We start from the raw sequence: 24,941 nt of genomic DNA on the forward strand, positions 1-24,941 counted from the left end.
ACGGTCGTAGTTCGACGCTGCCCGCGGCGCGACGATTCTGCGCGTCCGCCGGTCAGCGCCAGCGGGCGCGCCGGTACTGCGGCGGCCAGTAGTCCACCGGGACTCCGAGCTCGTGGGCGGCGCGGAGCGCGAAGTGCGGGTCGCGAAGCAGCTCGCGCGCCAGCATCACGGCATCCGCTTTGCCGCTCTCGACGATCTCGGCCGCCTGCTGCGGCGTGGTGATGAGCCCGACGGCGCTCACCTCCACCTCGGCGGAAGCGCGCACATGTGCGGCGAAAGGAACCTGGTAGCCCGGTTCGAGCGGGATGCGGATGCCGGCCTGGATTCCGCCGCTGGACACGTCGAAGAAGTCGGCGCCCGCATCCTGCGCCCACCCGGCCGCCGTCGCCGTCTGCTGCTCGTCCCAGCCGCCCGGGGTCCAGTCGCTGCCGGAGAACCGCACGAACAGAGCGAGCTCATCTCCGATCTCGTCGCGCACGGCGGCCACCACGCGCAGCAGCAGCCGGGCGCGGTTCTCGAGCGAGCCGCCGTACTCGTCGGTGCGGTGATTGGCGATGGGCGAGAGGAACTGGTGCAGCAGGTAACCGTGGGCCGCATGCAGCTCGATCACGCGGAAGCCGGCGTCGACCGAACGCCGCGCCGCGGAACGGAATTCGTCGACGATGCCGTCGATCCCCGCGAGATCGAGCGCGCGGGGCTCGGCCATCGCGCCGAACGCGATCGGTGAGGGGGCGACGGCAGCCCAGCCGCCCTCGGCCACCGGCACGGAGCCGTCTCCGCGGTCTTCGAACCCCCAGGCGGGCCAGCCGGAGGCCTTGCGCCCGGCATGGGCGAGTTGGATGCCCGGCACCGCTCCCTGGGACTCGATGAAGGCGACGACGGGCCTCCATGCGTCCCGTTGCTCGTCGGTGTAGATGCCGGTGTCGCGCGGGGAGATGCGGCCCTCGGCATTCACTGCGGTGGCCTCGGTGAAGACGAGGCCGCTGCCGCCGACGGCGAACGAGCCCAGGTGAACGAGCTGCCAGGTCTGCGGCACACCGGACTCGTCGAGCACGGAGTACTGGCACATCGGCGAGGTCCAGATGCGGTTGCGCAGGGTGACACCGCGGAGGGTGAGGGGATCGAAGAGGGTGGGCATGGGGGTTCCTGTGGTCTTTGTCGTGGCGGGGCCGCCTGCGGAGCGCGAACGCGATCCCTCATTCTCAAGCCGCGAGCGACTCCAGATATGCCCGCAGGTCGGCTGCGGTGGTGAAGACGTGCCCGGCGATGCCGAGATTCTCGGCACCGCGCACATTCACCTCTTTGTTGTCGATGAACACCATGCGCTCGGCGGGGATGCCCAGTTCGGCGAGCACGACTTCGAAGATGTCGGCGCTCGGCTTGACGATGCCGAGCTCGCCGCTGACGAAGACCTGCTCGAAGAGGTCGCCGAGCATGCCGTGCCGGAAGTAGGAGCCGAAGTCGCGGCCCGCGTTGGAGAGCAGAGCCATGCGGGTTCCGCCCTGCTGCAGGTCGATGAGCACGTCGAGGGTGTCGTGGTCGATGCTCAGCCAGCTGCGGAAGTCGGCGAGCCAGAGCCGATGCACTGTGGCGTCTCCCCACTGCTCACCCAGCTCCCGCTCGATGCGATGCCAGTAGTCCTGGATGCTCAAGGTGCCCTGGTCGAGCGCATCGCGGTGGCGCCAGTACGCCGGCCAGAAGACATCGGCCTCCCCGCCGGCGAGCTCGGCCAACTGCGCCCGGTCGGCCGAGCTCGGGGTGACCGAGATGACTTCGCCGTAGTCGAAGACGACAACCTTGCCGGGGATGCTGATGCCCATGCTTCCGACCTCTTTCCTTGCTTTTCAACCTATCGTGAATGCAGAGCGACAGAATCGGCGGAGCGGAGAAGCTGTGGAGAACTGGCAGAGATGGACGGCGGGGGACACGGCGCGCTGGATCGCGGTGCCCGGCGACGATGACGACAAGTATTCGCGGGGCGTGCTCGGGGTGGTCACCGGCTCTGAGCTCTACCCGGGGGCGGCCGTACTCGGGGTCGAGGCCGCCGCGCGCACCGGGCTCGGCATGGTGCGCTACCGCGGCGGCTCCCGGGCCGCGGACCTCGTGCTGCAGCGCCGGCCCGAGGTCGTCACTGCGGCCGGCCGGGTGCAGGCCTGGCTGATCGGGTCGGGCATGGACGCCGCCGCCCGTCCGCGGGAGGACACCGCCCGGCTCCGCGCCGCGCTGCGTGACGGCGTGCCCACCGCCATCGACGCCGGTGCTCTCGACCTCGTGCGCGCGGCGACAGGACCCGTCGTGATCACCCCGCACTTCCGTGAGCTGGCCGCTGTGCTCGCCGCCTCTGCCGACGACGACACGGATGCGGTGACCGCCGCCGAGATCGCTGCCGACCCGGGTGAGTGGGCGGCCCGGGCCAGTCGCAGTCTGAATGTGACTGTGCTTCTCAAAGGGCACACCACGTTCGTGGCGGGGGCAGACGGCTCCCGCTTCGCCGTGACCGCCGGTCCGGCGTGGCTCGCAACGGCCGGGAGCGGGGACATTCTCGGCGGCGTCCTCGGCGCGCTGCTTGCGACGCACGCGGACGCGATTGCCCGCGGGGACGCATCCGTGCTGCCGTCCCTGGCCGCCGCGGCCGCATTCGTGCACGGGCGGGCGGGGGATCGGGCCTCAGGTGGCGGACCGATCGCGGCACTCGACATCGCCGACGCCGTGCCCGGCGTCGTTCGCGAGCTCCTCGCCCACTGAGGCTCCGCACAATCGATGGCGGCATGAGCGGAAGGAACGCGGAGGCCCGACCGGTACGATGGGCGACTATGGGGAACGAACCGGCACCGCTCCCGGCGCCGGCGACCGCGAACGGTGCCCGCCGTCTCGCCGCCCATCCGCTCACCCTCTGGATCGCGTTCCTGCTCGTCCACCTCATCCTCGGGTGGCTCGCCCTCAACGCCAGCGGAATGCCTCTCGGCGACGTTTTCCTGGTGTACAAGCCGTGGGCGCAGCTGGCCGCGCAGGGCTCGGTCGTCGGCATCCAGACCGATTGGGTGTACCCGTTCGGTGCGTTGGTCCCGATCATGCTGCCGCTGCTGTTCGGCGCCGACAACTACACGGGCGGGTGGCTGACCCTGGTGCTGCTGCTCGACGCCGGCGCCTTCGCGGTAATGATCGTCGGCCGCGACCGGCGGCGGGTCGCTGCGGCGTGGTGGTGGCTCGCCTTCCTGCTGCTGCTCGGACCGATCGCCGTCGCGCGGTTGGACTCGGTCTCGACCGCGCTCGTGATCGTCGGGCTGCTGTGGCTGACCTACCACGAGAAGGTCGCGGTGACCGTTCTCGCAATCGCCACCTGGATCAAGGTCTGGCCGGCCGCCGTGATCGCGGCAGCCGTCGTCGTGTTCCGCACGCGCTGGCACATCGTCGCGGTCGCCGCCGTGACGAGTCTGGTACTCGTGATCGTCGCGCTCACTTTCGGTTCCGGGATGCACGTGTTCAGCTTCATCACGATGCAGACCGGGCGCGGGCTGCAGATCGAGGCGCCCGTGAGCACGATCTGGATGTGGCAGGCCGCGCTCGGAGTGCCGGGGGCGTTCGTCTACTACGACCGCGACATCCTCACATTCCAGGTGACCGGCGAGGGGAGTACGACCGCCGGGAGTCTGATGAACCCGCTGCTCGTCGTGAGCGTCGTCGTCGTGCTGCTGATCGGAATCCGCGCCGTTCACCGCGGCATCCCGGTGACCCGGTTGCTCCCGCAGCTCAGTCTTGCCCTCGTGACCGCGTTCATCGCGTTCAACAAAGTCGGGTCGCCGCAGTACGTGACCTGGCTCGCCGCGCCGGTCATCATCGGTCTCGTGTACCAGGGGCGCGGCTTTCGCACACCGGCCATCCTGGTCTCGGTGACGGCGGGGCTCACCCAGCTGATCTATCCCTACCTCTACGACTCGCTGTTGGCCGCGCAACCCGGAATGGTGGTCGTGCTGACCGTGCGCAACCTGCTGTTCTTCGTGATCCTCGGCTGGGCGGTGACCGCGCTGCTGCGCACGCCATCGCCGGCGGAAACGGCGACCGACTCCTTCCCGCTGAAAGTCTGGCCGTTCCGGGAACAGGCGGTCGAGCCCATCTCCGACGAACCGGAAGGTGTCGCGGCCGAGCGCTGACCGCTGAAAGGTGCGCGGAAGGTTCGCGCCTAGGCTGAGGGTGTTCGAAATCGAGGAGGAACGATGCTTGTAGCATTTTCGGTGGCGCCGAGCGGCGGGCAGAGCGCGGACGCATCCGTTCACGATGCGGTCGCCGCGGCCGTGAAGATCGTGCGCGATTCGGGTCTCCCGAACCGCACGACGTCGATGTTCACCGAACTCGAGGGCGAGTGGGACGAGGTCTTCGCCGTCATCAAGCAGGCGACGGATGCGGTGGGCGCGTACGGCACGCGGGTCTCGCTCGTGCTCAAGGCGGACATCCGGGCGGGCTACTCCGGTGAGCTCGACGCGAAGATCGAACGCCTCGAGAGCGCGATCGAGACCGGCCGCGAAGGCGGCGCGTAGACCGGTCGTGTCGGCGGGGTCGGCCTCATACCCGGCGACGAGTCGAAACGATTCGATATAGGCTGAGCGAATGATCCCCGTTCGTGACGGGCGCTATGTGGAGCGTCGCGTTGTCCTCTGAGTTTTCGCCGGCCCGCACTCGTCTTGCATTGCTCGCGCTCGCTCTCGGCGGTTTCGCGATCGGATCGACGGAGTTCGTCGCGATGGGGCTGTTGCCCAACATCGCGCACGACCTGCTCCCGAGCCTCTACGCGACCTCGCCGACCGATGCGAACGCCCAGGCAGGGTGGGCGATCTCCGCTTACGCGCTCGGTGTCGTGGTCGGCGCCCCCACGATCGCCGCGTTCGCGGCGCGACTGCCGCGCAAGAAGCTGCTGCTCTGGCTGCTCGTGGCGTTCACGCTCGGCACGGTCGCCTCGGCGCTCGCCCCGACCTTTCCGTTGGTATTGCTCGCGCGATTCATCAGCGCGCTGCCGCACGGGGCGTACTTCGGCATCGCCTCGCTCGTCGCCGCCTCACTGATGGGCCCGGGCAAGCGCGGTCAAGGGGTCGCGTTCGTGCTCTCCGGTCTGACGATCGCCAACGTCATCGGGGTTCCGCTGATCACCTGGCTCGGGCAGCTGCACGGCTGGCGGGCCGCGTACCTCGTGGTGGCGGGGATCTTCGCGCTGACCTTCGTCGCTGTCGCACTGCTCGTGCCCTGGCAGGCCGGCGATCCCCGGGCAACGATGGCCAACGAGCTGAAGGCGTTCGGGCGGCTCCAAGTGTGGTTGGCGCTGCTCATCGGGGCGATCGGCTTCGGCGGCTTCTTCGCGGTTTACACCTACATCTCACCGATCGTGACGACGGTAACGGGACTGAGCGAGTCGTCGGTGCCGTTGGTGCTCATCCTGATCGGGATCGGGATGACCGTCGGCAACCTCATCGGCGGCTGGCTGGCCGACCGCAGTATCGAACGCGGGATGCTGTTCTTCTTCGCACTTCTGCTGGTGGGTCTCGCCGCGCTCTTCTTCACCGCGGCGACCCTGCCAGGGCTGCTGGTGTCGGTCTTCGTGATCGCCGGATCCTGTTCCGCGCTCTCGCCCACCATCCAGACCCGTCTGATGGATGTGGCACACGACAGTCAGTCGATCGCCGCGGCCCTGAACCACTCGGCCCTCAACATCGCGAATGCGTCCGGCGCCTTCCTCGGCGGTCTGACGATCGCGGCCGGGTTCGGCTACCTCTCGCCGATCCTCGTCGGTATCGTGCTCTGCGTGGCCGGCATCGTATTGGCGGTCGTCTCGTTCAGCATCGACCGTTCCCGCATCCGCCGGGGTGTCGATACGGGAGTGGTGCACGCGCAGCACGCCCCGCCGGTGCCGATCGACTGAGGCCCATCCCTTATCGCGGTGCAGGTGCCTCTCGCTCATCCTGTTTTCAGGCGCACTCGCGCTGCACTGTTCTCAGGAGGAACCGCCCGCCGCCGACCGCTGGGTCCTGAATTCAGGCGCTCACGGCCGCCGAACGCAGGAGGCGCCTGAAAACAGGATGCGGACAGGGCGGGGGTAGAGCAGGGCGGGGACAGGGCAGAGCAGGGCAGGGCAGGGCAAGGCAGGAGCGGGGACGGGGCAGGAGCGGAGGCGCGGGGGAGGCGGCCGCGGTCAGTCGCCCTGGAGGAGGATGCCGTCCTGGATCGCGCGCTTGCGCAGGGCGACCTTCGTGCCGACGTCGTAGCCGGCGACACGATACTTCTCGCGGATGCGCTTGAGGTAGCTCTTCGCTGTCTCATCGGAGATGCCGAGCTGGAAAGCAACGGCCTTCACCGGCTCGCCGGCGCCGTAGAGCGCCATGACGCGACGTTCCTGCGCGCTCAGCTTGGGGGCGCCGCCGACCTCGCCGGCGTTGAGCGCGAGGTCCAGTTCGGCGGAGATGAAAGACTCGCCTTTGCTCGCGGCGCGGATCGCCTCGACGATCATCTCCGCATCCTCGCTCTTCACCAGGTAGCCGAGCGCCCCGGCGGCCAACGCCTCCCGCACCACGGCGGGTTCGGAGTAGGTGCTCATCAGCACGGTGCGAACGCCGGTGGTCTTCAGCGTCGACAGTTTGAGGGAGACCGGGATGTTGTCTTTGAGGTCGAGGTCGAGCAGCACGACATCCACCGGGAACTCCGGATGGGTGAGCAGTTCGGGCCAGGTGGTGACGGCGGCGACCATGGTGATGTCATCCGCAGCGTTGCGGATCCACTCGGTCAGAGCGCCGAGCAGCATTTTGTGGTCGTCGACGATGGCGATTCGGATGGGAGGTGCCTCGCTCACGGGGTGCCTTTCTCGCGGTTTCCGGGTGCCGACCGCTACGGCTGACGACTAGAAGTCGACGGGAGTGTGACTGACGCTGTCGATTTCGACCCGAAGGGTCGAATTCGAGAATGTCTCGACGTGTCTGCCGACTTTCCTGATAGCTTGCCATGCTGCGGGGTCTACCCCGTTTCGCGGCACACCTGTGGCGGAGATCACGATGGATATTCTGTCACCGGAACTGGGGTCACCCGTGGCGGACGCGCTGACCCGGTCGAGCTCGAGCTGCAGACTGCGGGTCTGGGCGGTGCCCTGGCGCACGGGATCGCTGATCAGCAGCCAGACGGCGGTGAGCAGTCCGTCGCGCTGGTCGCGGGTGAGGAGCCCGGCGAGGCCGTCCGCGTCGGTGAGAGTCACCGACGGTCCGAGCAGCGCCGATTCGGCGATTGCGTGATAGAGCCAGGTCTCGCGGCGGCCCTGGATGAGGTGCAGACGCAGTTCGGTCGCGATCGACGAGGCCGCCGAGGCGGTGGCGTCGTCGAGCGGTAGCGGGGTGCGGCCCGTCGACACCCCGTCGAGCAGGCGTTCCGCGGCGAGGTCGAGACTCGCGAGCTCCTCCGAGGCCATCATGCCCACCGTGAAACGGGGCGAACTCACTGTGCTCTGCACCTGCACGAGATCGAGTTCGAGCTGCACGAGCGTGCGCAGCGATCGCACGATCTGAACGCCGAGCAGGGACGGGGCGACCGCGAGGGCGACCGTGACGAACGCCGGGCCGAGGGCCGCCGCGTCGTGCTGGCCGCGCACGGCGAACTCGGCGGCCAGAGCCGCGCCGAGCACGACCGCCGCGATCGCGATGTCCCGGGGCGGGCGGACCGGAGCGCACAGCAGCAGCGCGGCGCCGACCGCGACGGCGGCCGTCGGCGGGGCGCCGCCGTCGCCGGGCCCCCACGTTCCAGCGAAGTCGAGCACCAGCACCAGCACCCAGACGCCGATGGCGGTGAGGAAGACCCAGTCGGGAAGGCGATCGGGCATCCGCGGATGCATGACGAGCCCGACCACGAGCGTCGCCACCAGCAGCGCCCAGGCCGCACAGCTGAGGGGGAGGGATGTGTACACCGTGAGATTGAGTGTCAGGACGACGAGCTGGTAGGCGACCAGCACGACCGCGGTCAAGTTGAAGCCGAGGTCGAGGCGGGCCCGGCCGAGAGCATCCCGTTCGCTGGAGGTCCCGGTGGGGCGGGGCAGGGTCTTCTCGGAGGGGCGGGTCATTTCGGCACCTCCAGCACGACCGTCGTTCCCGACCCGGGCGAGGAGAAGAGGCGGGCATTGCCCCCGACGTCGCGCAGCCGCGCGACGATCGACTCGGTGAAGCCCAGCCGGCCCTGCTCGATGTTGCCGACGTCGAACCCCTTTCCTGCGTCGGTGACCATCGCACGCACCGTCGTCTCGTCGTCGGTGATGGTGACGTGCGCTTCGCTCACACCCGAGTGCCTCCGCACGTTCTCCAGACATTCAGCCAGGGCGAGCAGGAACGCGTCGAGGACCTCGCTCGGCAGCAGCACCTGACCGGTGCCGTGCCAGTTGACCTCCAGCCCCATGCGGCGGAAGCGCTGCTTCACCGACTCCAGGGTGTTGCCGAGGGTCGACTCCTCCACCGGTTTGAGCTTGTAGTCGCCCGACGAGGTGGGGTCTGGGGTGAAGCCGAGCCGAAGCTGGCGCAGCAGGGCAGCATCCTCGGCCGCCTGCTCGCGCAGCGCGGAGACGCTCACCCCGACCCCCGAGTGGGCGAGCAGGGTGAGGGTGGCGAGAACCGTGTCGTGCAGCAGCCGCGCGCCTTGGCGTCGGCGGGCCTCGGTCTCGCTCGCCTGGCGTTCCACCCGGTAGGCGCTGCTCATCGTGGAGATCCGCTTGAGGGTGCGGGGAACCGTGCGAGCCAGCCAGACGCCGACCGCGGTCAGCGCCACCCACCCGGCCAGGGTGAACACCAGCGGCTCACCGAGACGCGACTTCGTGATGAGCAGGGTCGCGGTCAAACTGCCGAAGGTGACGACGAAGATGCCGGCCACGATGATCAGCCGCCGCGTCGAGGTGGACCACACGATCGCCACCGAGGCCACGGACGCCCCGGCGAGCATCCCGACCGCGCTCAGGGCGGCCGGGTCGAGGGACGACGCCGGCAGAAGGTGGACGAGGACGAGTGCCACACCGGCGACGACGATCGCCGCGATCCAGGCGCCCGGGTGCGGCGAGGTCAGCCGGAACTGCGCGAAGGCGAGGGCCGCGAGGAGTGCGAGCGAGGCGAGGTAGAGCGGGAGCGGGAGGGTTCCGGGGATGCTCAGGCAGAACAGCGCCGTGGCCGTCGCCGTGAGCCCGACATTGCGCGCGGTGACGGAGAGGAGGCGATCACGCTCCTTCTGGATGCGCGACATGCTCCTCCGTTTCCTGTCAGGCGGCGAACAGCCTTCGCAGCTGCTTGCTCACGGCGTCGTTCTCGATGAGGAAGCCGTCGTGCCCGAAGTCCGACTCTATTACGACCGGAACTCTCCCGTCGATCGTGTCGGGCAGGTGGCGGGCGATCGTGGCCTGGCCTTCGACAGGGAAGAGCCGGTCGCTGTCGATGCCGACGACGAGGGTGCGGGCGCTCACCTGGGCGAGCGCGGCTTCGACACCACCGCGGCCGCGACCGATATCGTGCGAGTTCATCGCCTGAACGAGTGTCAGGTAGCTGTTGGCATCGAAGCGTCGCGTGAACTTGTTGCCGTGGAAGTCGAGGTACGACTCGACGGCGAACCGCCCGCCATCGCCGAGTGGGCTGATCTCGCTCTGCCAGCTGCGCTCGAACCGCTCGTTCAGTTCGTGCGGGCTGCGGTAGTTGAGCAGGGCCATCCGGCGGGCGAGGGCGAGTCCCTGGTGCGGGCCGTCGCCGTCGCCGGCGTCGTAGTAGAGCCCGCCGCGGAAGGCGGGGTCGGTGCGCACCGCCTCGATCTGTACCGAGTTCAGGGCGATCTGGTCGGAGGTGGTCACCGGCGGCGCCGCGATCACGGCGAGGCGCTCCACCCGCTGCGGATGCGTCACCGCCCACTCGAGCGCCTGCATCCCACCCATCGAACCGCCGATGACTCCCGCCCAGCGGTCGACTCCGATGCTGTCGGCGAGGGCGGCCTGCGCCTCGACCTGGTCGCGGATGCTGGTGAACGGGAACCGAGGGCCCCACTCGGAGCCGTCGGGGGCGATCGACGCCGGCCCGGTCGTGCCCTGGCAGCCGCCGAGCATATTCGGCACGACGACGAAGTATTCGTTCGTGTCGATGGCTTTGCCCGGCCCGATGATCTGCTCCCACCAGCCGGGGGTGGGATGCCCGGGGCCGGCACTGCCGATGGCGTGGCTGTCACCGGTGAGTGCGTGGAGCACCAGAACGGCGTTGTCGCGGGCGGGGGAGAGTGTGCCCCACGTCTCGTAGGCGACGCGCACGAAAGGAAGGGTTTCGCCACTCTCGAAAGTGAAGGCGCCGATGCCGGCGAACAGACGCCCTCCGGCGGGGTCGCTCTCGCGCCAGGCGCCGCTGGCCGGGGGTTTACCCAGCAGCGAGCGGGCCTGAGCCTCCGTGATGAAACTCGACGGGGCCGTATCGGCGGATGTCTGCCACTCCATGGGTCAATTCTGGCCGAGTACGCGACAGGGCGTGACTGTGTTACAAGCGGGAGGGGAGCCGCACGCCTCAACCGTCGTGGTGCTCGTCGTCGTGGTGCTCCTCCTCGCGGCGTTCGCGCAGCTGGCGGGCCTGGTCGTTGAAGTAGGAGACGATCGTGGCGCTGGCGGTGCCCACGATGCCGACACCGCCGATCATGAGCACGACCGCGAACATCCGGCCGGGGACGGTGACCGGGTAGTAGTCGCCGTAGCCGACGGTCGCCATCGTGACGCAGGCCCACCACACCGAATCCCCGAAACTCGTGATGGAGGCGTGCGGGGCGTTGCGCTCGACCGAGTAGACGGCCAGCGAGATCACGTAGATGAACATCACGACGAACGACGCCGCCACGATGAGCACCCGACGCCGCAGATGCGTGCCCGAGTTCCCGCGCAGCACCGGGATGCGGCTCAGGTCTTTGAGCATGCGGAACGGCCTGGCCAGGGGCAGCAGCACGGAGGCGAGATCGATGAGGTTGTGGGAGACGAAAGCCCACTTGTTCTCGCTGAGCACGAGCCGTGTCACATAGTCGGCGGCGAACACGATCCAGACGATGCCGAGCACCGCGAGGAGCAGCGCAGAGAGCACGCGAGGCATCCCGGGGTCGAGGACGAGCCACGAGTACAGGATCAGGAACAGGAAGGATGCGCCGATGAGCGGCCAGGTCGTCGCACGCTCCCAGCGTCGGATCGTTTGCTCGCGCGTCGTCATGGTCAGTCGCCGCGCACGCTCAACTCGCCGCGATGGAACCGGTAGGGAGCCGCCTGGGCGACAGGTTTGATGACGATCAAGTCGAGGTCGACATGGCCGGGGCGTTCCAAAGCCCCCACGATCGTCTCGGCCACGTCGTCGGCCGTCAGCGGCTCGGGAACGTCTTCGTAGACCGCATCCCGTTTGGCCTGGTCGCCGCCGAACCGCACCAGCGAGAACTCCTCGGTGGCCACCATGCCGGGAGCCACCTCGACGACGCGGATGGGCTCGCCGTTCAGTTCCAGCCGCAGAACCTCCGTGAGGGCGTGCTGCGCGAACTTGGCCGCGTTGTAGCCACCCCCGCCGACATACGCGGTGTGGCCCGCGATGGAGGTGACGTTCAGGATGTCGGCGTGGCCGCCGTGCCCCGCGCCGGCGCGCAGCAGGGGGAGCAGAGCCGTGATCACACGTTTGGTGGCGATGACGTTGATCTCGTACATCCACACCCAGTCGTCCACGGTCGACCCCTCCACGGAGTCGAGCCCGTGGGCGCCGCCCGCGTTGTTGACGAGAGCGTGCACGGGGCCGGTCTTCGCGAGGTGGTCCCGCAGCGCATCCACGTCGGCCTGCTGCGTGAGGTCGGCGACGAACGTCTCGGCCCCGGTCTCGTCCGCCAGCGCGGCCAGTCGGTCGGCGCGCCGCGCCACCCCGACGACATCCCACCCGCGAGCCCGGAAACGGCGGACCGTCGCCGCCCCGATTCCTGAACTCGCACCCGTCACAACAACACGCCTGTCAGCCATGACCCCTATTCTGTCCCGACAGGGCACCGGTTACGTCTTGTTGCGCGCGCATTGCCCACGCGAATGCGCGAGCATAGCCTGTGCGGAGTACAACTTCTGCGCCGTGCGACGGCCCACCCCGCTCGCCCACCATCCACCCGAAGGAGAGACGCCATGACCGACGCCGCCGACTGGCAGTTCGAGACCAAACAGATCCACACGGGTGCCGCGCCCGACCCCGTCACGAACGCGCGCGCGACTCCGATCTACCAGACCACGTCGTATGTGTTCAACAACGCCGAGCACGCGAAGAACCTGTTCGCGCTCGCCGAGTTCGGCAACATCTACACGCGTATCCAGAACCCGACCCAGGCCGTCGTCGAGGAGCGCGTCGCCGCGCTCGAAGGGGGCACCGGCGCCCTTCTCGTCGCCTCCGGCCAGGCGGCGGAGACCTTCGCTGTGCTGAACATCGCGCAGGCCGGCGACCACATCGTCTCCTCCAGCTCGATCTACGGCGGAACGTACAACCTGTTCAAATACACCCTCGCCAAGCTCGGCATCGAGACCACCTTCGTCGAGAACCAGGACGACGCCGATGAGTGGCGCCGGGCCGTTCGCCCGAACACGAAGCTGTTCTTCGCCGAGACGATCGGCAACCCGAAGATCAACGTGCTCGACATCGCGCTCGTGGCCGATGTCGCCCACGCCGCCGGCGTTCCGCTGATCGTCGACAACACGATCGCCACGCCGTACCTCATCCGCCCGTTCGAGCACGGCGCCGACATCGTCGTGCACTCGGCCACCAAGTTCCTCGGCGGTCACGGCACCGTCATCGGCGGCATCATCGTCGACGGCGGCAAGTTCGAGTGGTCGAAGAACGTCGAGAAGTTCCCGGGCCTCACCGAGCCGGACCCGTCGTACCACGGCGCCAGCTATACCGCGGCTGTGGGCGACGCCCTCGCCTTCATCATCAAGGCGCGCGTGCAGCTGCTGCGCGACCTCGGTGCGGCCATCGCGCCGGCGAGCGCCTGGCAGCTCATCCAGGGCATCGAGACCCTGTCGCTGCGCATCGAGCGTCACGTGCAGAACGCTCAGGAGGTCGCGGAGTTCTTGGAGAACCACCCCGACATCGCCTCGGTCAACTACTCCGGGCTGCCCACCAGCCCGTGGTATGCGGCCGCGAACAAGTACGCCCCCAAAGGTGTCGGCGCCGTGCTCTCCTTCGAGCTCAAGGGCGGTGTGGATGCGGGTCGTGCGCTCGTCGACAACCTCTCGCTGTTCAGCCACCTCGCCAACATCGGCGATGTGCGCAGCCTGGTGATCCACCCCGCCTCGACCACGCACTCGCAGCTCACCCCCGAGCAGCAGCTGACCGGTGGCGTGACCCCCGGTCTGGTGCGTCTCTCGGTGGGCCTGGAGAACATCGACGACATCAAGGCCGACCTCGAGGCCGGCCTCGCCGCCGCGCGTTCGGTCGTCGAGGCCGCCCGCGCGTAGTCCGCGCACTGGTTGACAGAAGATGCCGCCATGTCTTCGGGGATGGCGGCATCTTCTGTCAACCGGCGGGTTCTGTCAGACGACGGGAGATTCGGCGGGGGTCTCTGCGTCGGCGAAGGCCAGCTTCGGCACGAAGAACAGCAGTACGGCCGCCACCAGGGCGCCGGCGCCGCAGATGGTCCACACGAGCATGTAGCCGAAGAGGCTCGCCGCGGTGGCTGTCACCGTGGCCGCGCCGGCGAGCAGCACCACGCCGAAGACGGCCGAGGCGAAGGACCCGCCGATGGTCTTCGTCGTGTTGGTGAGCGCGGTGGCGATCCCGGTCTGGCCTTGTGGCGCCGCGGCTGCGGCCGCGGCGGGAAGTGCCCCGACCAGCGCGCCGGAGCCGATGCCGGCGACGGCCATGTTCGTGAACACCTGCCAGGTCTCGAGGTGGAACGGCAGGAACAGCAGATAGCCGATCGCCACGAGGAACGAAGCGGCGATGAGGGCGACCCGTGGGCTCGTCCACGACGACACCAGGGGGAACAGCACCGCGCCGACGATCATCGAGATCAGGTACGCCCCGATCAGGATGCTGCGCTGACCGGCGCTGAGGCCGAGTCCGTACCCATTGGCGGGGTCGGTTCCGGCGTAGGTGCTGAGCGGTGCCTGCGCCCCGAGCAGGCTGATGCCGATGAGGCCGGCCGTGAGCTGAACCGGCCACATGTTCGGGCGGCGCAGCACCCGCAGGTCGATCGCGGGGTCGTCCTGCCTCAGCTCGTAGCGGCCGAACGGGATGAACGTCAGGACACCCACGATGATCAGCGCCCAGACCCACCACGTTCCGACCCCGTTGATGCGCAGGAACGTGAGACCTGAGGTAATCAGCAGCAGGGCGAGGGTGAGGATACTGAAACCCACCGCATCCAGGCGCCGGTTCGCGGTCGGCTCCGATTCCGGAACGCCGAACAGGATGGCGAAGAACACCAGGGTCACGGCGATGGCGGGCACGATGAGCGTGAGCGTGACGTTGCCGCCGAAGGCGCCGAAGAGCAGCCCCGCGCCGACCGCGCCGACGATCGCGCCGAGCTCGAGCGCGACGACGAGCAGACCGGCGGCCCGGCGGGTCTGCGAGGCCGCGGTGCCGGTGCGGCGGCCACGGTCGAAGATGAGCGCGACCTCCAGCGGCAGCCAGACCACGTAGAAGCCCTGCAGGGCGAACGCGATGAGGAACGTGACGAAGTTGTCCGAGAAGGCGAGCGCCCAGGTGGCGAGCGCGGTGAGCACCGTGGCGATGAGCAGGATGCGCTTATGGCCGAACATGTCGCCGAGCTTCGCCAGCACGGGCACCACCAGGGCCGAGAGCAGCAGCTGGGCGGCCTCGAACCAGTTGTAGTCGGCGTCATGGATGCCGAGGTGCTTGACCACATCCGAGATCAGGGGAACGTAATAGCCCTGCAGGATTCCGCTGGTCACCTCCACAAAGGCGAGCCAGCCGATGAGACCGGCGGTGACGCCGATGGTCACCGCGCCACGGCGGGATGTTCGGGTGGAGCCGTCGGGTGTGCTCGTCCTCTGTGACGTCATGCGTGGATGCTAACATCGGCGCGCTCCCGGTACGATCGAGGGATGGCCGGCGCACTCGACGATTCAGGATCATCCGTTCTCACGGAGACGGAACGGGAGGTGCTCGGCTGGCTGGAGTTCGGCGAGGCGGCTCGTCATCTCGCCGGCGAGGTCGTCGAGTCCGGCTTCGAACCGGATGTGGTCGTCGCGATCGCCCGGGGCGGCCTGCTGCTCGCCGGCGCCATCTCGTATGCGCTCGGCATCAAGTCGTGCGGCGCCCTCAACGTGGAGTTCTACACCGGAGTGGACGAGCGCCTTCCCGAACCGGTGCTGCTGCCCCCGATGCTCGATGAGGCCGCGCTGAAGGCCAAGCGGGTCCTGCTGGTCGATGACGTCTCCGACTCGGGTCGCACGCTCGCGATGGTGGTCGAGCTGATCCGCGCCTCCGGTGCCGAGGTTCGCACCGTCTGCCTCTACAGCAAGCCGCACACCGCGCTCGAACCCGATTTCGTCTGGCGCAAGACCGACCGCTGGATCACCTTCCCCTGGTCTGCGCTGCCGCCGGTGACCGCGGGCGAGTGAGCGCGGGGGAGTCTGTGCCGAAGTCACTGACCGAGCTCGTCTCCGATGGTTCGATGGATGCTGGCTGGGCGTCCGCGCTCGCACCCGTCGCCGACCGGATCGCCGATATGGGGTCGTTCCTGCGCGGCGAGGTCGCCGCGGGCCGCCGGTATCTTCCGGCCGGCGCGAATGTGCTGCGGGCTTTCGGGGCGCCGCTAGACGACGTCCGGGTGCTCATCGTCGGGCAGGATCCGTATCCGACGCCGGGGCATCCGATCGGTCTGTCGTTCGCCGTGGAGCGCGACGTACGCCCGCTGCCGCGCAGCCTGCAGAACATCTACCGGGAGCTGCACGACGATCTCGGCGTCGTGCCGCCGGCGCACGGCGATCTGAGCGCCTGGTCGCGCAACGGTGTGATGCTGCTCAACCGGGTGCTCACGGTCCGGCCGGGGGAGCCCGCTTCGCACCGCGGAAAAGGGTGGGAGCCGGTGACCGAGCACGCCATCCGCGCGCTCGTCGCCCGGCAGACGCCGTTCGTCGCGATCCTCTGGGGCCGCGACGCCTCGACGCTCAAGCCGCTGCTCGGCGACAACCCGGTGATCGAGTCGGCGCATCCGAGCCCGCTCTCGGCCTCGCGGGGCTTCTTCGGGTCGCGCCCGTTCTCGCGCACCAACGAGCTGCTGCAGGCCCGCGGGCTCGACCCGGTGGACTGGTCGCTCGACGCGTGACGGCCCGGCCGAGGCTTAACCTGGCCGAAACGAGCGGCGCGTAGGCTGGTGGCGTGCTTGAAGAGGAATACCAGACGCGTCGCACGCTGCCGCCGCACCTGCGCAAACCCGAACCCGCCGAGGCGCCGTTCGAGTACGAGATCCGGTACGCGGTGGCCGCCGATCTGCCCTGGGTGCGCGAGATCTACAACCACTATGTGGCGAACAGCACGGTGACATTCGACGAAGACGCGATGACGCTCCGCGAGTGGAAGTCGAAGTTCGCCTACCTGACGAAACTCGGCATGCCGTTCCTCGTCGCGGTGTCTCCGAACGGGCAGATCCTCGGGTATGCGCTCGTCTCGCCCTGGAAGCAGAAACGCGCATATCGTTTCACCGTTGAGAACTCGATCTACCTCGGCGCCGCCTCCACCGGCAAGGGTCTCGGCCCGGTGCTCATGCAGGCCCTCATCGACCGGTCGAAGGAGGCCGGCCTCAAAGAGATGATCGCGGTCATCGCCGACAAGGGCGCCGAGGCGTCCATCAAGATGCACGAGAACTTCGGTTTCACCGAGATCGGGCGGATGGGGCGGGTCGGCTACAAGTTCGACCGTTGGCTCGGCACGGTGCTGCTGCAGAAGTCGCTCAAATAGCGCGCCCGGCGTCGGCGCGCCGCTGGAATCACTAGGGTGTCCTCGTGACTACCGCGACTCCAGAGCAGCGCCCGGTCGCCTCCGCCGCCCCCGCGACGCCCGCGAACCTGCCGCTGCGCAAGCGACCCATCGATATCTTCTTCCTCTGCATCTTCTCGCTCTTCATCGTGACGTGCATCATCAGCGACTCGGTGGAGGGGCTCGGGCTCGACCAGGTGGCCGACTCGAAGAACATCCTGGTGCAGTGGAACTACACGTACTCATCCAACTTCGACCCGCTGTACCAATCGCATCCGCTCTGGCTGCGCTTTATCAGCGGCACCTCGGCATTCGTCTACGTGCTGTTCTACATCCTGCTGATCGTCGCGCTCGTGAAGGGTTTCAACTGGATCCAGCTCTACGCCGTGATCTACGCGACGATGATCATCTCGCTGACCGGCATCCCGATCTTCGGTGTGGAGTTCTTCGGCGCTGTGGGGGAGCGCACGCCGAATCCTGGGATGTTCCTGCTCTACAACGGACCGTATGTGCTCATTCCGTTGCTGCTGCTGATCCGGATGCGCAAACCGCTCCCATTCACCCGCAAGTTCTGAGGTCGGGCACGGCTCAGCTGTGCTTGCCGCCGAGCTCCAGCAGGCCGACACCGCCGATGACGAGGACGATGCCGGCGATCTGCACCCAGGTGAGCGACTCCTTGAAGAAGACCCAGGAGATCAGCACGATGGCCACGACGCCGACCGCCGACCAGATGGCGTAGGCGATGCCGAGCGGAACGCCGCGGGAGAGCGACTGGGAGAGTGCGACGAACGAGGCGACGTAGCCGACGATGACGATGGCGTATGCCCACCAGCGCGGGTTGTCGCCCGACGTGAACTTCAAGAAAGTCGTCGCGACCACTTCGGTGGCGATCGCGATGCCGAGGAAGAGATAACCGAACACGGCTGTTGCTCCTGTCAGCCGGTGGAAACCGGGCACGGGTCAACCGTAGCGATCGAGGAGGACGAGTATTGGATGACACAGCGAAGGTGCGACAGCTGCGCATCGTGGTGGAGGCGGAGGACTACGAGGAGGCCCTCGCCTTCTACCGCGATGTGCTGGGACTCGACGAGCAGGCGTCGTACAGCGGTGATGGGGGAGCGCGGGTCGCCATCCTCGATGCGGGTCGGGCGACACTCGAGATCGCGAACTCGGCCCAGAAGGCGATGATCGACGATGTCGAGGTGGGGCGACCCGTCGCGCCGCGCATCCGGCTGGCCTTCGAAGTGGCGGACAGTCGTGGTGTCACCGAACGGCTGGTGGAGGGCGGCGCCGAGTTGATCGCACCACCGACGGTGACGCCGTGGAATTCACTCAACTCGCGACTCGCGGGGCCCGCAGACCTGCAGCTCACCGTCTTCCAGGAGCTCGGGGATTCGGCGGGAGCGCACGAAGACTGAGGGTTGCCTATGCGCTGGTCCAGGATGTCCGGAGACTCTCCCGACTCCATCGCGGGCCGGCTCTAGAGTGAGACCGACGTCATCAATGAGCGGCTCGGTTGCGAGACAGAGCGGGCCGTCCGTGACGAGGCAGATGAACAATCGTGGCCGGGAATCCTGTGTTCCCGGCCACGTCCATGCGAGGGTGCCGGCCGCGCCGCTCAGCTCTTCGGTGTGGCGCGGAGCAGGACGAAGTACCCGGTGACGGCCGCGAGGGCCGTCGGGATGAGAAGCCACGCCGTGACCCCCAGCGTCCCCATCGCGATGAACCACGAGCCGACGGCCGGCCAGCCGCCGGTGACCGTGATGAGGGCAACGATCGCGATGAGAAGCAGGATCAGGATCGCGCCGGCGAGGAGCATTCCGTTGACCTTCCAGCGGAGGAAGATCGTCGCGCTGGTCGAGCCGACGAAGAGGAAGAAGAGCATGCCGACGAAGACGATGAACAGGTTTCCCCAGATTCCGAAGTCGCCGAAGTAGACCGTCGTGAACAGGTGGGCGCCGAGGCCCCAGCCGTTCGTCGCCTTCTCGACGATCCCGAGGACGGTGTAGCCGACGGCGTACCCGGCCGCGAGCATCACGAACGTCAGCGCGGAGCCGAGAGAGAAGTCACGGCGGGTGACGCTGTATCCGAGCGAGAACGGGAAGGTCTGGCTCACCACCTGGATTCCGAGCACGAGCATGTAGACGAAGATGTAGAGACCGCCGCCGCTCCACTCGGTGTTGTTCAGCGCATGCGCGCGGCCGTCCGGGCCGGCCGCAAACCAGATGATCCACCAGATCAGGTAGTTCACCAGCCAGATGAAGCCCATGATGATGATCGGCAGCCAGATCGTCGTCCATTTGTTGACGAGGTTCAGGCGAACGACCCGCCAGATGCGGTGGGCCGACGCGGGGGTGGTGCGGAGGATCGCGGCCTCCGGGGTGATGGCGGTCATGCGCTCTGCTCGAATTCTGTCGCTTGGACGTTCGTTCTGCGGACGATCAGTTGCTGGAGGGACACGGGGGAGAGCTCAAGTCCGGCGGCGACGGCCTCGGCCCGCTGGGCCGGGTTGAGGGTGCCGACGGTCACGGAGGCGAGCCCCCCGATGCCGTCGCGATGCAGCACATCGTGGCCGGCCACGAAGGCTTCCACCGCCGCGCGCTGGCCGACGACGGTGGTGGCGGAGCCACGCATCTCTTCTGCGTCCTCATCCATCAGGATGCGGCCCTGATCGACCACGAGAACGTGTTCGAGCAGGTTGGCCACCTCGTCGATCAGGTGGGTGGAGAGGATGACGGTGCGCGGATGCTCGGAGAAGTCTTCGAGCAGGCGATCGTAGAAGATCTGTCTGGCAACGGCGTCAAGGCCCAGATACGGTTCGTCGAAGAAGGTGAGTGGCGCGCGCGCGGCGAGCCCGACGATCACGCCGACGGCCGAAAGCTGGCCGCGGGAGAGCTTCTTGATGCGGCGGTCGACCGGCAGCCGGAAGTCGTCGATCAAGCGCTCGGCGAAGTCGGAATCCCAGTTCTCGAAGAACCACGGCGCGCTGCGGAAGACGTGCTTCGGACGGAAATCATCGGGGTAGCGCTGGCTCTCTTTGATGAAGCAGATGTTCTGCAGGATGCGGGCGTTCTCGACCGGCCGTTCGCCGAACACGCGCACTTCGCCCGCGGTGGCGAAGTCTTGCCCGGTGAGCAACTGCATGATTGTGGTCTTGCCGGCTCCGTTGCGGCCGAGCAGCCCGTAGATCTTGTTCGGCTTGACGGTGAAACTGATGTCGTCGACGGCGGTGAACGATCCGAAACGTTTGGTGAGCCCTTCGACGTGCACGGCCGGTGCGATCGAGGTCGGCGTGGCGGTGGCGGTCATGTGCTGATTCCTTCCGTGGTGATCATCTCGGTGAGTTGCCCAGGGTCGATCCCGAGCTTGGCGGCTTCGGCGAGCAGCGGCCGGAGGTATTCGGTGCGAAACGCGTCGCGCCGTTTCGCGATGAGGCGCTCGCGGGCGCCGTCGGCGACGAACATGCCGATTCCCCTCTTCTTGTAGAGAATCCCGTCGTCCACCAGCACGTTGACTCCTTTGCCGGCTGTGGCGGGGTTGATGCGATAGAACGCCGCGAACTCGTTGGTCGAGGGCACCTGGGTCTCGGTGGGGTAGGCGCCGTCGATGATGTCGTTCTCGATCTGTTCGGCGATCTGCACGAAGATCGGCTTTCCTTCTTCGATCATTCGCACCGCCTTCTCCCACTCGACTTCGTGGGTTAGTTACTGATGTAACTAACTAACCAGGCTGTGCCGATGCTGTCAAGCCCCAGTTGCAGCAACGGACGACGAGCCGAGCCGGGCCGGCGGCTCAGATGATATGGATGGTGACGTCGTCTACGAAGAGCAGCAACGCGATGAGCACGGCGAAAGAGCCCGTGGCGGCCAGGAGCCCGGGGTGGGCCAGCCCGACCACAAGCCGCGACGTGCGCGGGGAGTCGGCGAGGAAGGATTTCGGGATGCGCGTGCGCGTCGGCCGCGCCTGCCAGCCCCGCAGCCGCGAGAGGAACCAGGCGTAGCGGAAGATCAGCATCAGCCAGAGGAACAGGATGACCACGGGAACGACCTCGACGAGCAGCGAGAGCCCGAGGCCCAGTGTGTCGATCTCGTTGTTCTTTCCCTCGTTCTGCAACTGCACGGCGATGGCGGAACTCAGGACCACAGAGAGCGTCCACACGACGAAACCGAAGACGTAAGCGGCGAAGCGGCTGAAGAAGTGGCCGAGAACGGATTCGCTGCGCCTCAGGTGGGAGTGCGGGGTCTGGCTCAGCACTACGACCGTCGCCCCGAATGTCGGCAGCACAGCGATGACCACGATGAGGATCCAGGCGAATGCGTGCCAGCTGAAGTGGTCGGCAGGAAGGAGGAGCAGAATCCAGAACAAGGCCCACACCCAGCCGACCGTCAGGGCGTGATCGACCAGCCAGTCGGGATGCCGCGATTCGAACCGTGCGGCTGCTTTGACGACCGAGCGGCTCGCGACGAGCTTCTCGACGGGTTGCTGGTCGTCCATGTGCTCATGGTAGTGCGGTGGTCGCTGCCGCTGCCGCTGCCGCTGCCGCGGATGCGGGGTTAGCCTCGATTCATGGCCGACCTTCATGAGCTGACCGCCCTCGCCCTCTGGCAGGAACTCCAGAGCGGACGGGTCTCGCCTCGCGAGCTCGCCGAGCACTACCTCGACCGGATCGAGCGGTCGAATCCCGAGCTCGGCGCATTCGTCACCGTCACGCGGGAGGCGGCGCTTGCCCGAGCGGACCGGGTGACCGCCGAGGTTCCCAGAACGGCGCCGCTCTGGGGCATGCCGTTCGGCGACAAAGATCTCTGGATGCGCGCCGGCGTTCCCACCGGCTTCGGCTCGCGCCTCATGGCGGGGTTCGTTCCCGACAGCTCCGACGAGATCGTCGAAACGCTCGACGCGGCCGGCGGGGTCAGCCTCGGAAAGACCAACGCGCCCGAGTTCGGCCTCCCCGCCTACACTGAGTCGCTCGCAGCGCCGCCGGCCCGAAACCCGTGGAACCCGGAACTCGGCGCCGGTGGGTCGAGTGGTGGCGCCGCGGTCGCCGTGGCGAGCGGGATGTTGCCCTTCGCGCCCGGGTCAGACGGCGGAGGGTCGATCCGTATTCCCGCCGCGGCATGCGGTCTCGTTGGGCTCAAGCCCTCCCGCGGGCTCGTGCCCGCCGGCAGCGGCATCGGCTCCCTCGCCGGTCTCGTCGTCGATGGCCCGATCGCCCGGACCACCGCCGACGCCGCGCTGCTGCTCGACGGGATGATCGCCAAACGCGACGGCCGCATCAACCACCACTACACGCTTCGTGCGCCCTACGACGACGACGGTCCCTTTCTCGGAACCGCGATCCGCGGCGAGGGCCGTTTCCGGCTGGGCGTGATGACGACCTCGGCCTGGGATGACGCCTACGAGATCGTCGTGTCGCCCGAGGCGCGCGCGGCCCTGGACGTCGCCGTGACGGCGTTCGCCGAACGTGGGCACGGCGTCGAGGAGACGGCTCTCGTTCCCGACCCGACGTATGCGCCCGCGTTCCGCACGATCTGGCAGGCGGGCGCGGCGAGCATCCCGGCCGAGGGCGACGCCGAGAACCTGCTCGAACCGCTCACCCGCTGGCTGATGCACCGTGGTCGAGCACTCTCCGCGCGCGAGCTGAGCGAGGCCCTCTCCGCCCTCAGCGCCTACGAACGCTCGATGATCGATCAGCTCTCCTCGTTCGACGCAGTACTGACCCCGGCTCTCGCGCTGACGCCGAGGCCGGTGGGCTGGTTCGACCAGGAGGACGGCGAACGCAACTTCGAGCAGCAGGTGCAATACACCCCCTTCACGTCGATGCTCAACGTCTCGGGGCTGCCGGCGATCGTGCTCCCGGTCGCGCAGACGATGGACGGGCTGCCGATGGGCGTGCAGCTGATCGGCCGGCCGGGCGGGGAGCGCACCCTGCTCTCGCTCGCCGCGCAGCTGGAGCGGCGCATCCGCTGGTCGCTGCGCTACCCGCCCACCTGGTGACGCAGGGTTGCGGGTGCTCTCGAGAGGCACGCATCCGTCACCAGTTCGCCCATCAGCACGGGCTCGATCGCCGCGAACTCCCCGCGGACGGCCGCCAGACGATCCGCGGACCGTTTCCCCTCACCCGGTCAGCGTAAAGACGCCTCGCCGATTCGCGCCCGGCCGCGGCTAGCGCCCGGCCGCGTATCCCTGCGCACCACGGGGGTTCGCCGCGGCGGTCAGCACGCCGCGGCGATGGTCGACGCCGACCGAGGAGAGACGACCGAGCGCCCAGTCTCCCGCGCGGGTGATGACATGCCCGCGCTCTTCCAGGTCGGCGATCACCGCGTCGCCGAGGCGATCCTCGACGACGGCGCCCGCCGGCTCCCAGGTGCGCGGCCAGAAAGAACCAGGGACGGACGTGCTATGCAGGGCCGGTGCGTCCACGGCCTGCTGGGGCGTGTATCCGCCGACGATGGTCCGCAACAGGTAGAGCAGCTGCCACTGGTCCTGCTGGTCGCCTCCGGGCGAGCCCAAGGCCACGACCGGACGGCCGTCCCTCACGACCAACGTCGGCGTGAGCGTCGTCCGGGGGCGTCGGCCCGGCGACAGCGTCGACGGCGACCCCTCCTCGAGCCAGGTCATCTGCAGACGAGATCCCAGACAGAATCCGAGCGCGGGAATCGTCGGCGACGACTGCAGCCAGCCGCCCGACGGGGTGGCCGAGACGATGTTGCCCCAGCGGTCGACGACATCGATGTGGCATGTGTCGCCCCGCGTCTCGCCGCTGGGCCGCACAGCCGGCTCACCGGCGATGCCTCGGGCGGAGGCCGCACTTCCGTCGTCGGGAAGGTCGTAGGCAGTGCGAAGCGGCGGCACGAACGGCGTCACCCCTTCGACGGAGCCCGGCCGGAACTCCGCCGAGGCGCGATCGCCGATGAGGGCGCGGCGCTCGGCGGCGTAGGCCGGAGAGAGCAAGGTGGCGAGAGGAACGTTGCCCTCGCCGTAGTATGCCTCGCGGTCGGCATATGCCAGCTTCTGCGCCTCCAGGATGGTGTGAGCGCCGACCGCTGTCGACGGATCGAGATGGTCGTCGTCGAAGCCGTCGAGGATCGCCAGGGTCTGCAGCAGGGCCGGCCCCTGCCCCCACGGGCCGGTCTTCGCGATCGTGTGACCGCGGAACTCCAGGGTCGCGGCCGGCTCGTAGGTGGCGCTGAACGCCGCGAAGTCGGCGGCTGTGATCACACCGGCATGATCGGTCCCTGTCGAGTGGCGGTGTGGGCGGGAGAGGAACGCGGCAGTCTCGGTGGCAACGGGACCGGTCTTCCATTCCGTGCGGGCGGCCTCGATCCTGGATGAGCGGTCTGCGGCTCCGGCGCCCGAGTCCACGAGCCGCTCCAACACCGCCGCGTACGCCGGGTTGGTGACGATCTCGCCGACCTCCGGCAGCCGCCCGTCCGGCAGCCAACGGTCGGCGGAGCTCGGCCAGTGCTCGGTGAACAGGCGCTCGACGGCGGCGATTGTCGCGCGGACCCGGCCGAGCAACGGGTGCCCGTCGCGGGCGTATCCGATCGCGTATGCGAGCACATCGCCCAGCTCCCACGTGCCGTGGTCGCGCAGGAGCAGCAGCCACGCGTCCACCGCGCCGGGAACCGCGGCAGCGAGCGCGCCCGATCCGGGAACGAGCTCCAGACCCTCGGCGAGGTAGTGCTCGCGTGTCGCTCCGGCCGGCGCCGGCCCCTGGCCGGCGAGCACGGTCGGGGTAGGGTCGTCTGCGGTCGCGAAAATGGCGGTCATGTCTCCGCCGGGCCCGTTCAGGTGCGGCTCCACGACGTGGAGGACGAACGCGGCCGCCGTGACAGCGTCGAACGCGTTGCCGCCCCGTTCGAGAACGGACTGGGAGCACGCGGTGGCGATCCAATGCGTGGATGCGGACATCCCGAAGGTGCCCTCGAGCGTGGGGCGGGTGGTGAACGGTGACGGCGGCGTGAAACCCATGCCCGTCAG

Annotated in this window: 26 protein-coding genes; 11 read left to right on the forward strand and 15 right to left on the reverse strand. The window is 68.3% G+C overall.

All coding sequences use genetic code 11. From position 1 onward, the window contains the following. Positions 1 to 52: 52 nt before the first annotated feature. Both K5L49_RS17330 and K5L49_RS17335 read right to left on the reverse strand, forming a co-directional pair. Positions 53 to 1,138 (reverse strand): NADH:flavin oxidoreductase/NADH oxidase, encoded by a 1,086-nt coding sequence (locus K5L49_RS17330; RefSeq protein WP_223694744.1) that lies wholly within the window; start codon positions 1,136 to 1,138, stop codon positions 53 to 55. 64 nt (positions 1,139 to 1,202) lie between these two features. Further along, complete coding sequence (locus K5L49_RS17335; RefSeq protein ID WP_223694746.1) at positions 1,203 to 1,820, reverse strand: HAD family hydrolase; 618 nt, start codon at positions 1,818 to 1,820, stop codon at positions 1,203 to 1,205. Between the two features lie 73 nt (positions 1,821 to 1,893). Here K5L49_RS17335 and K5L49_RS17340 point away from each other — a divergent pair, with 73 nt between their 5' ends. The 4 genes from K5L49_RS17340 to K5L49_RS17355 all read left to right on the forward strand — a co-directional run bounded on the left by K5L49_RS17340 (position 1,894) and on the right by K5L49_RS17355 (position 5,908). Continuing rightward, positions 1,894 to 2,745, forward strand: a complete 852-nt coding sequence (locus tag K5L49_RS17340) for an ADP-dependent NAD(P)H-hydrate dehydratase (RefSeq protein WP_223694748.1) — start codon at positions 1,894 to 1,896, stop codon at positions 2,743 to 2,745. A gap of 68 nt (positions 2,746 to 2,813) precedes the next feature. Further along, positions 2,814 to 4,151 carry a hypothetical protein gene (locus tag K5L49_RS17345; protein ID WP_223694750.1) on the forward strand — a complete coding sequence of 446 codons (1,338 nt, stop codon included), beginning with the start codon at positions 2,814 to 2,816 and terminating at the stop codon, positions 4,149 to 4,151. 63 nt (positions 4,152 to 4,214) lie between these two features. Beyond that, the gene (locus K5L49_RS17350; protein ID WP_223694752.1) at positions 4,215 to 4,535 is read left to right on the forward strand and encodes a thiamine-binding protein; all 321 of its coding nucleotides are present in this window, start codon (positions 4,215 to 4,217) and stop codon (positions 4,533 to 4,535) included. Between the two features lie 95 nt (positions 4,536 to 4,630). Further along, positions 4,631 to 5,908: an MFS transporter gene (locus K5L49_RS17355; protein ID WP_374107713.1), complete on the forward strand. Its 1,278-nt coding sequence runs from the start codon at positions 4,631 to 4,633 to the stop codon at positions 5,906 to 5,908. Positions 5,909 to 6,178: 270 nt separating this feature from the next. Here the strand turns inward: K5L49_RS17355 and K5L49_RS17360 are convergent, their stop codons facing one another. The 6 genes from K5L49_RS17360 to K5L49_RS17385 form a co-directional block, all read right to left on the reverse strand. Beyond that, a complete protein-coding gene (locus K5L49_RS17360; RefSeq protein WP_223694756.1) occupies positions 6,179 to 6,832 on the reverse strand; it encodes a response regulator in 654 nt (217 codons plus the stop codon). 48 nt (positions 6,833 to 6,880) lie between these two features. Further along, on the reverse strand, positions 6,881 to 8,083 hold the full coding sequence (locus K5L49_RS17365; RefSeq protein WP_223694758.1) for a hypothetical protein: 1,203 nt from the start codon (positions 8,081 to 8,083) through the stop codon (positions 6,881 to 6,883). Further along, on the reverse strand, positions 8,080 to 9,243 hold the full coding sequence (locus tag K5L49_RS17370; RefSeq protein ID WP_223694760.1) for a sensor histidine kinase: 1,164 nt from the start codon (positions 9,241 to 9,243) through the stop codon (positions 8,080 to 8,082). The genes K5L49_RS17365 and K5L49_RS17370 overlap by 4 nt, the downstream gene beginning before the upstream one ends. A gap of 16 nt (positions 9,244 to 9,259) precedes the next feature. Continuing rightward, positions 9,260 to 10,465 (reverse strand): homoserine O-acetyltransferase MetX, encoded by a 1,206-nt coding sequence (gene metX, locus K5L49_RS17375; protein WP_223694762.1) that lies wholly within the window; start codon positions 10,463 to 10,465, stop codon positions 9,260 to 9,262. A gap of 67 nt (positions 10,466 to 10,532) precedes the next feature. After that, a complete protein-coding gene (locus K5L49_RS17380; RefSeq protein WP_223694764.1) occupies positions 10,533 to 11,216 on the reverse strand; it encodes a potassium channel family protein in 684 nt (227 codons plus the stop codon). 2 nt (positions 11,217 to 11,218) lie between these two features. Then, complete coding sequence (locus K5L49_RS17385; RefSeq protein WP_223694766.1) at positions 11,219 to 11,998, reverse strand: SDR family oxidoreductase; 780 nt, start codon at positions 11,996 to 11,998, stop codon at positions 11,219 to 11,221. A gap of 153 nt (positions 11,999 to 12,151) precedes the next feature. Here K5L49_RS17385 and K5L49_RS17390 point away from each other — a divergent pair, with 153 nt between their 5' ends. Next, positions 12,152 to 13,474: a bifunctional o-acetylhomoserine/o-acetylserine sulfhydrylase gene (locus K5L49_RS17390; protein ID WP_223694768.1), complete on the forward strand. Its 1,323-nt coding sequence runs from the start codon at positions 12,152 to 12,154 to the stop codon at positions 13,472 to 13,474. Positions 13,475 to 13,549: 75 nt separating this feature from the next. Here K5L49_RS17390 and K5L49_RS17395 read toward each other — a convergent pair whose 3' ends face one another. Continuing rightward, the gene (locus K5L49_RS17395; protein WP_223694770.1) at positions 13,550 to 15,043 is read right to left on the reverse strand and encodes an MFS transporter; all 1,494 of its coding nucleotides are present in this window, start codon (positions 15,041 to 15,043) and stop codon (positions 13,550 to 13,552) included. Between the two features lie 42 nt (positions 15,044 to 15,085). Here K5L49_RS17395 and K5L49_RS17400 point away from each other — a divergent pair, with 42 nt between their 5' ends. The 4 genes from K5L49_RS17400 to K5L49_RS17415 are packed head-to-tail and all read left to right on the forward strand — an operon-like array spanning position 15,086 to position 17,536. After that, entirely contained in the window at positions 15,086 to 15,604 is a 519-nt protein-coding gene (locus tag K5L49_RS17400; protein ID WP_223694772.1) for a phosphoribosyltransferase, read from the forward strand. 14 nt (positions 15,605 to 15,618) lie between these two features. Then, a complete protein-coding gene (locus K5L49_RS17405; protein WP_223694774.1) occupies positions 15,619 to 16,311 on the forward strand; it encodes a uracil-DNA glycosylase in 693 nt (230 codons plus the stop codon). Positions 16,312 to 16,364: 53 nt separating this feature from the next. After that, positions 16,365 to 16,943: a GNAT family N-acetyltransferase gene (locus K5L49_RS17410; RefSeq protein WP_223694776.1), complete on the forward strand. Its 579-nt coding sequence runs from the start codon at positions 16,365 to 16,367 to the stop codon at positions 16,941 to 16,943. 44 nt (positions 16,944 to 16,987) lie between these two features. Then, a complete protein-coding gene (locus K5L49_RS17415) occupies positions 16,988 to 17,536 on the forward strand; it encodes an EXPERA domain-containing protein (protein ID WP_223694778.1) in 549 nt (182 codons plus the stop codon). Between the two features lie 13 nt (positions 17,537 to 17,549). On the opposite strand, the gene K5L49_RS17420 is transcribed toward K5L49_RS17415, so the two are convergent. Further along, positions 17,550 to 17,918 carry a DMT family transporter gene (locus tag K5L49_RS17420; protein WP_223694780.1) on the reverse strand — a complete coding sequence of 123 codons (369 nt, stop codon included), beginning with the start codon at positions 17,916 to 17,918 and terminating at the stop codon, positions 17,550 to 17,552. A 32-nt stretch (positions 17,919 to 17,950) separates the two neighbouring features. On the opposite strand from K5L49_RS17420, the gene K5L49_RS17425 reads away from it, so the two are divergent. Further along, positions 17,951 to 18,379, forward strand: a complete 429-nt coding sequence (locus K5L49_RS17425) for a VOC family protein (protein ID WP_223694782.1) — start codon at positions 17,951 to 17,953, stop codon at positions 18,377 to 18,379. A 200-nt stretch (positions 18,380 to 18,579) separates the two neighbouring features. On the opposite strand, the gene K5L49_RS17430 is transcribed toward K5L49_RS17425, so the two are convergent. From K5L49_RS17430 to K5L49_RS17445, 4 genes are all read right to left on the reverse strand, one after another. After that, positions 18,580 to 19,356, reverse strand: coding sequence for a hypothetical protein (locus tag K5L49_RS17430; RefSeq protein ID WP_223694784.1), 777 nt, complete (start codon positions 19,354 to 19,356; stop codon positions 18,580 to 18,582). After that, positions 19,353 to 20,270: an ABC transporter ATP-binding protein gene (locus K5L49_RS17435; protein ID WP_223694786.1), complete on the reverse strand. Its 918-nt coding sequence runs from the start codon at positions 20,268 to 20,270 to the stop codon at positions 19,353 to 19,355. The genes K5L49_RS17430 and K5L49_RS17435 overlap by 4 nt, the downstream gene beginning before the upstream one ends. Further along, complete coding sequence (locus K5L49_RS17440) at positions 20,267 to 20,629, reverse strand: GntR family transcriptional regulator (RefSeq protein ID WP_223694788.1); 363 nt, start codon at positions 20,627 to 20,629, stop codon at positions 20,267 to 20,269. Before K5L49_RS17440 ends, K5L49_RS17435 begins: the two co-directional genes overlap by 4 nt. Before the next feature lie 124 nt (positions 20,630 to 20,753). After that, positions 20,754 to 21,455, reverse strand: a complete 702-nt coding sequence (locus tag K5L49_RS17445) for a hypothetical protein (RefSeq protein ID WP_223694790.1) — start codon at positions 21,453 to 21,455, stop codon at positions 20,754 to 20,756. A gap of 72 nt (positions 21,456 to 21,527) precedes the next feature. Between K5L49_RS17445 and K5L49_RS17450 the strand changes: the two genes are divergently transcribed. Then, positions 21,528 to 22,955, forward strand: coding sequence for an amidase (locus tag K5L49_RS17450; protein WP_223694792.1), 1,428 nt, complete (start codon positions 21,528 to 21,530; stop codon positions 22,953 to 22,955). 168 nt (positions 22,956 to 23,123) lie between these two features. Here K5L49_RS17450 and K5L49_RS17455 read toward each other — a convergent pair whose 3' ends face one another. After that, positions 23,124 to 24,932 (reverse strand): gamma-glutamyltransferase family protein, encoded by a 1,809-nt coding sequence (locus K5L49_RS17455; RefSeq protein ID WP_223694794.1) that lies wholly within the window; start codon positions 24,930 to 24,932, stop codon positions 23,124 to 23,126. Positions 24,933 to 24,941: the final 9 nt, after the last annotated feature.

Origin of the sequence: Leifsonia poae (genome assembly GCF_020009625.1) — a bacterium.
In the GTDB taxonomy this organism is placed as follows: domain Bacteria; phylum Actinomycetota; class Actinomycetes; order Actinomycetales; family Microbacteriaceae; genus Leifsonia; species Leifsonia poae_A.

Bases quoted from the DNA above. Each gene is read 5' to 3' on its own strand.
- K5L49_RS17450 (WP_223694792.1), top strand. From the start codon at position 21,528: ATGGCCGACCTTCATGAGCTGACCGCCCTCGCCCTCTGGCAGGAACTC.
- K5L49_RS17385 (WP_223694766.1), bottom strand. From the start codon at position 11,998: ATGGCTGACAGGCGTGTTGTTGTGACGGGTGCGAGTTCAGGAATCGGG.
- K5L49_RS17440 (WP_223694788.1), bottom strand. From the start codon at position 20,629: ATGATCGAAGAAGGAAAGCCGATCTTCGTGCAGATCGCCGAACAGATC.
- K5L49_RS17400 (WP_223694772.1), top strand. From the start codon at position 15,086: ATGGCCGGCGCACTCGACGATTCAGGATCATCCGTTCTCACGGAGACG.
- K5L49_RS17445 (WP_223694790.1), bottom strand. From the start codon at position 21,455: ATGGACGACCAGCAACCCGTCGAGAAGCTCGTCGCGAGCCGCTCGGTC.
- K5L49_RS17330 (WP_223694744.1), bottom strand. From the start codon at position 1,138: ATGCCCACCCTCTTCGATCCCCTCACCCTCCGCGGTGTCACCCTGCGC.
- K5L49_RS17390 (WP_223694768.1), top strand. From the start codon at position 12,152: ATGACCGACGCCGCCGACTGGCAGTTCGAGACCAAACAGATCCACACG.
- K5L49_RS17435 (WP_223694786.1), bottom strand. From the start codon at position 20,270: ATGACCGCCACCGCCACGCCGACCTCGATCGCACCGGCCGTGCACGTC.
- K5L49_RS17370 (WP_223694760.1), bottom strand. From the start codon at position 9,243: ATGTCGCGCATCCAGAAGGAGCGTGATCGCCTCCTCTCCGTCACCGCG.
- K5L49_RS17365 (WP_223694758.1), bottom strand. From the start codon at position 8,083: ATGACCCGCCCCTCCGAGAAGACCCTGCCCCGCCCCACCGGGACCTCC.
- K5L49_RS17335 (WP_223694746.1), bottom strand. From the start codon at position 1,820: ATGGGCATCAGCATCCCCGGCAAGGTTGTCGTCTTCGACTACGGCGAA.
- K5L49_RS17430 (WP_223694784.1), bottom strand. From the start codon at position 19,356: ATGACCGCCATCACCCCGGAGGCCGCGATCCTCCGCACCACCCCCGCG.
- K5L49_RS17355 (WP_374107713.1), top strand. From the start codon at position 4,631: ATGTGGAGCGTCGCGTTGTCCTCTGAGTTTTCGCCGGCCCGCACTCGT.
- K5L49_RS17345 (WP_223694750.1), top strand. From the start codon at position 2,814: ATGGGGAACGAACCGGCACCGCTCCCGGCGCCGGCGACCGCGAACGGT.
- metX (WP_223694762.1), bottom strand. From the start codon at position 10,465: ATGGAGTGGCAGACATCCGCCGATACGGCCCCGTCGAGTTTCATCACG.
- K5L49_RS17380 (WP_223694764.1), bottom strand. From the start codon at position 11,216: ATGACGACGCGCGAGCAAACGATCCGACGCTGGGAGCGTGCGACGACC.
- K5L49_RS17395 (WP_223694770.1), bottom strand. From the start codon at position 15,043: ATGACGTCACAGAGGACGAGCACACCCGACGGCTCCACCCGAACATCC.
- K5L49_RS17350 (WP_223694752.1), top strand. From the start codon at position 4,215: ATGCTTGTAGCATTTTCGGTGGCGCCGAGCGGCGGGCAGAGCGCGGAC.
- K5L49_RS17455 (WP_223694794.1), bottom strand. From the start codon at position 24,932: ATGGGTTTCACGCCGCCGTCACCGTTCACCACCCGCCCCACGCTCGAG.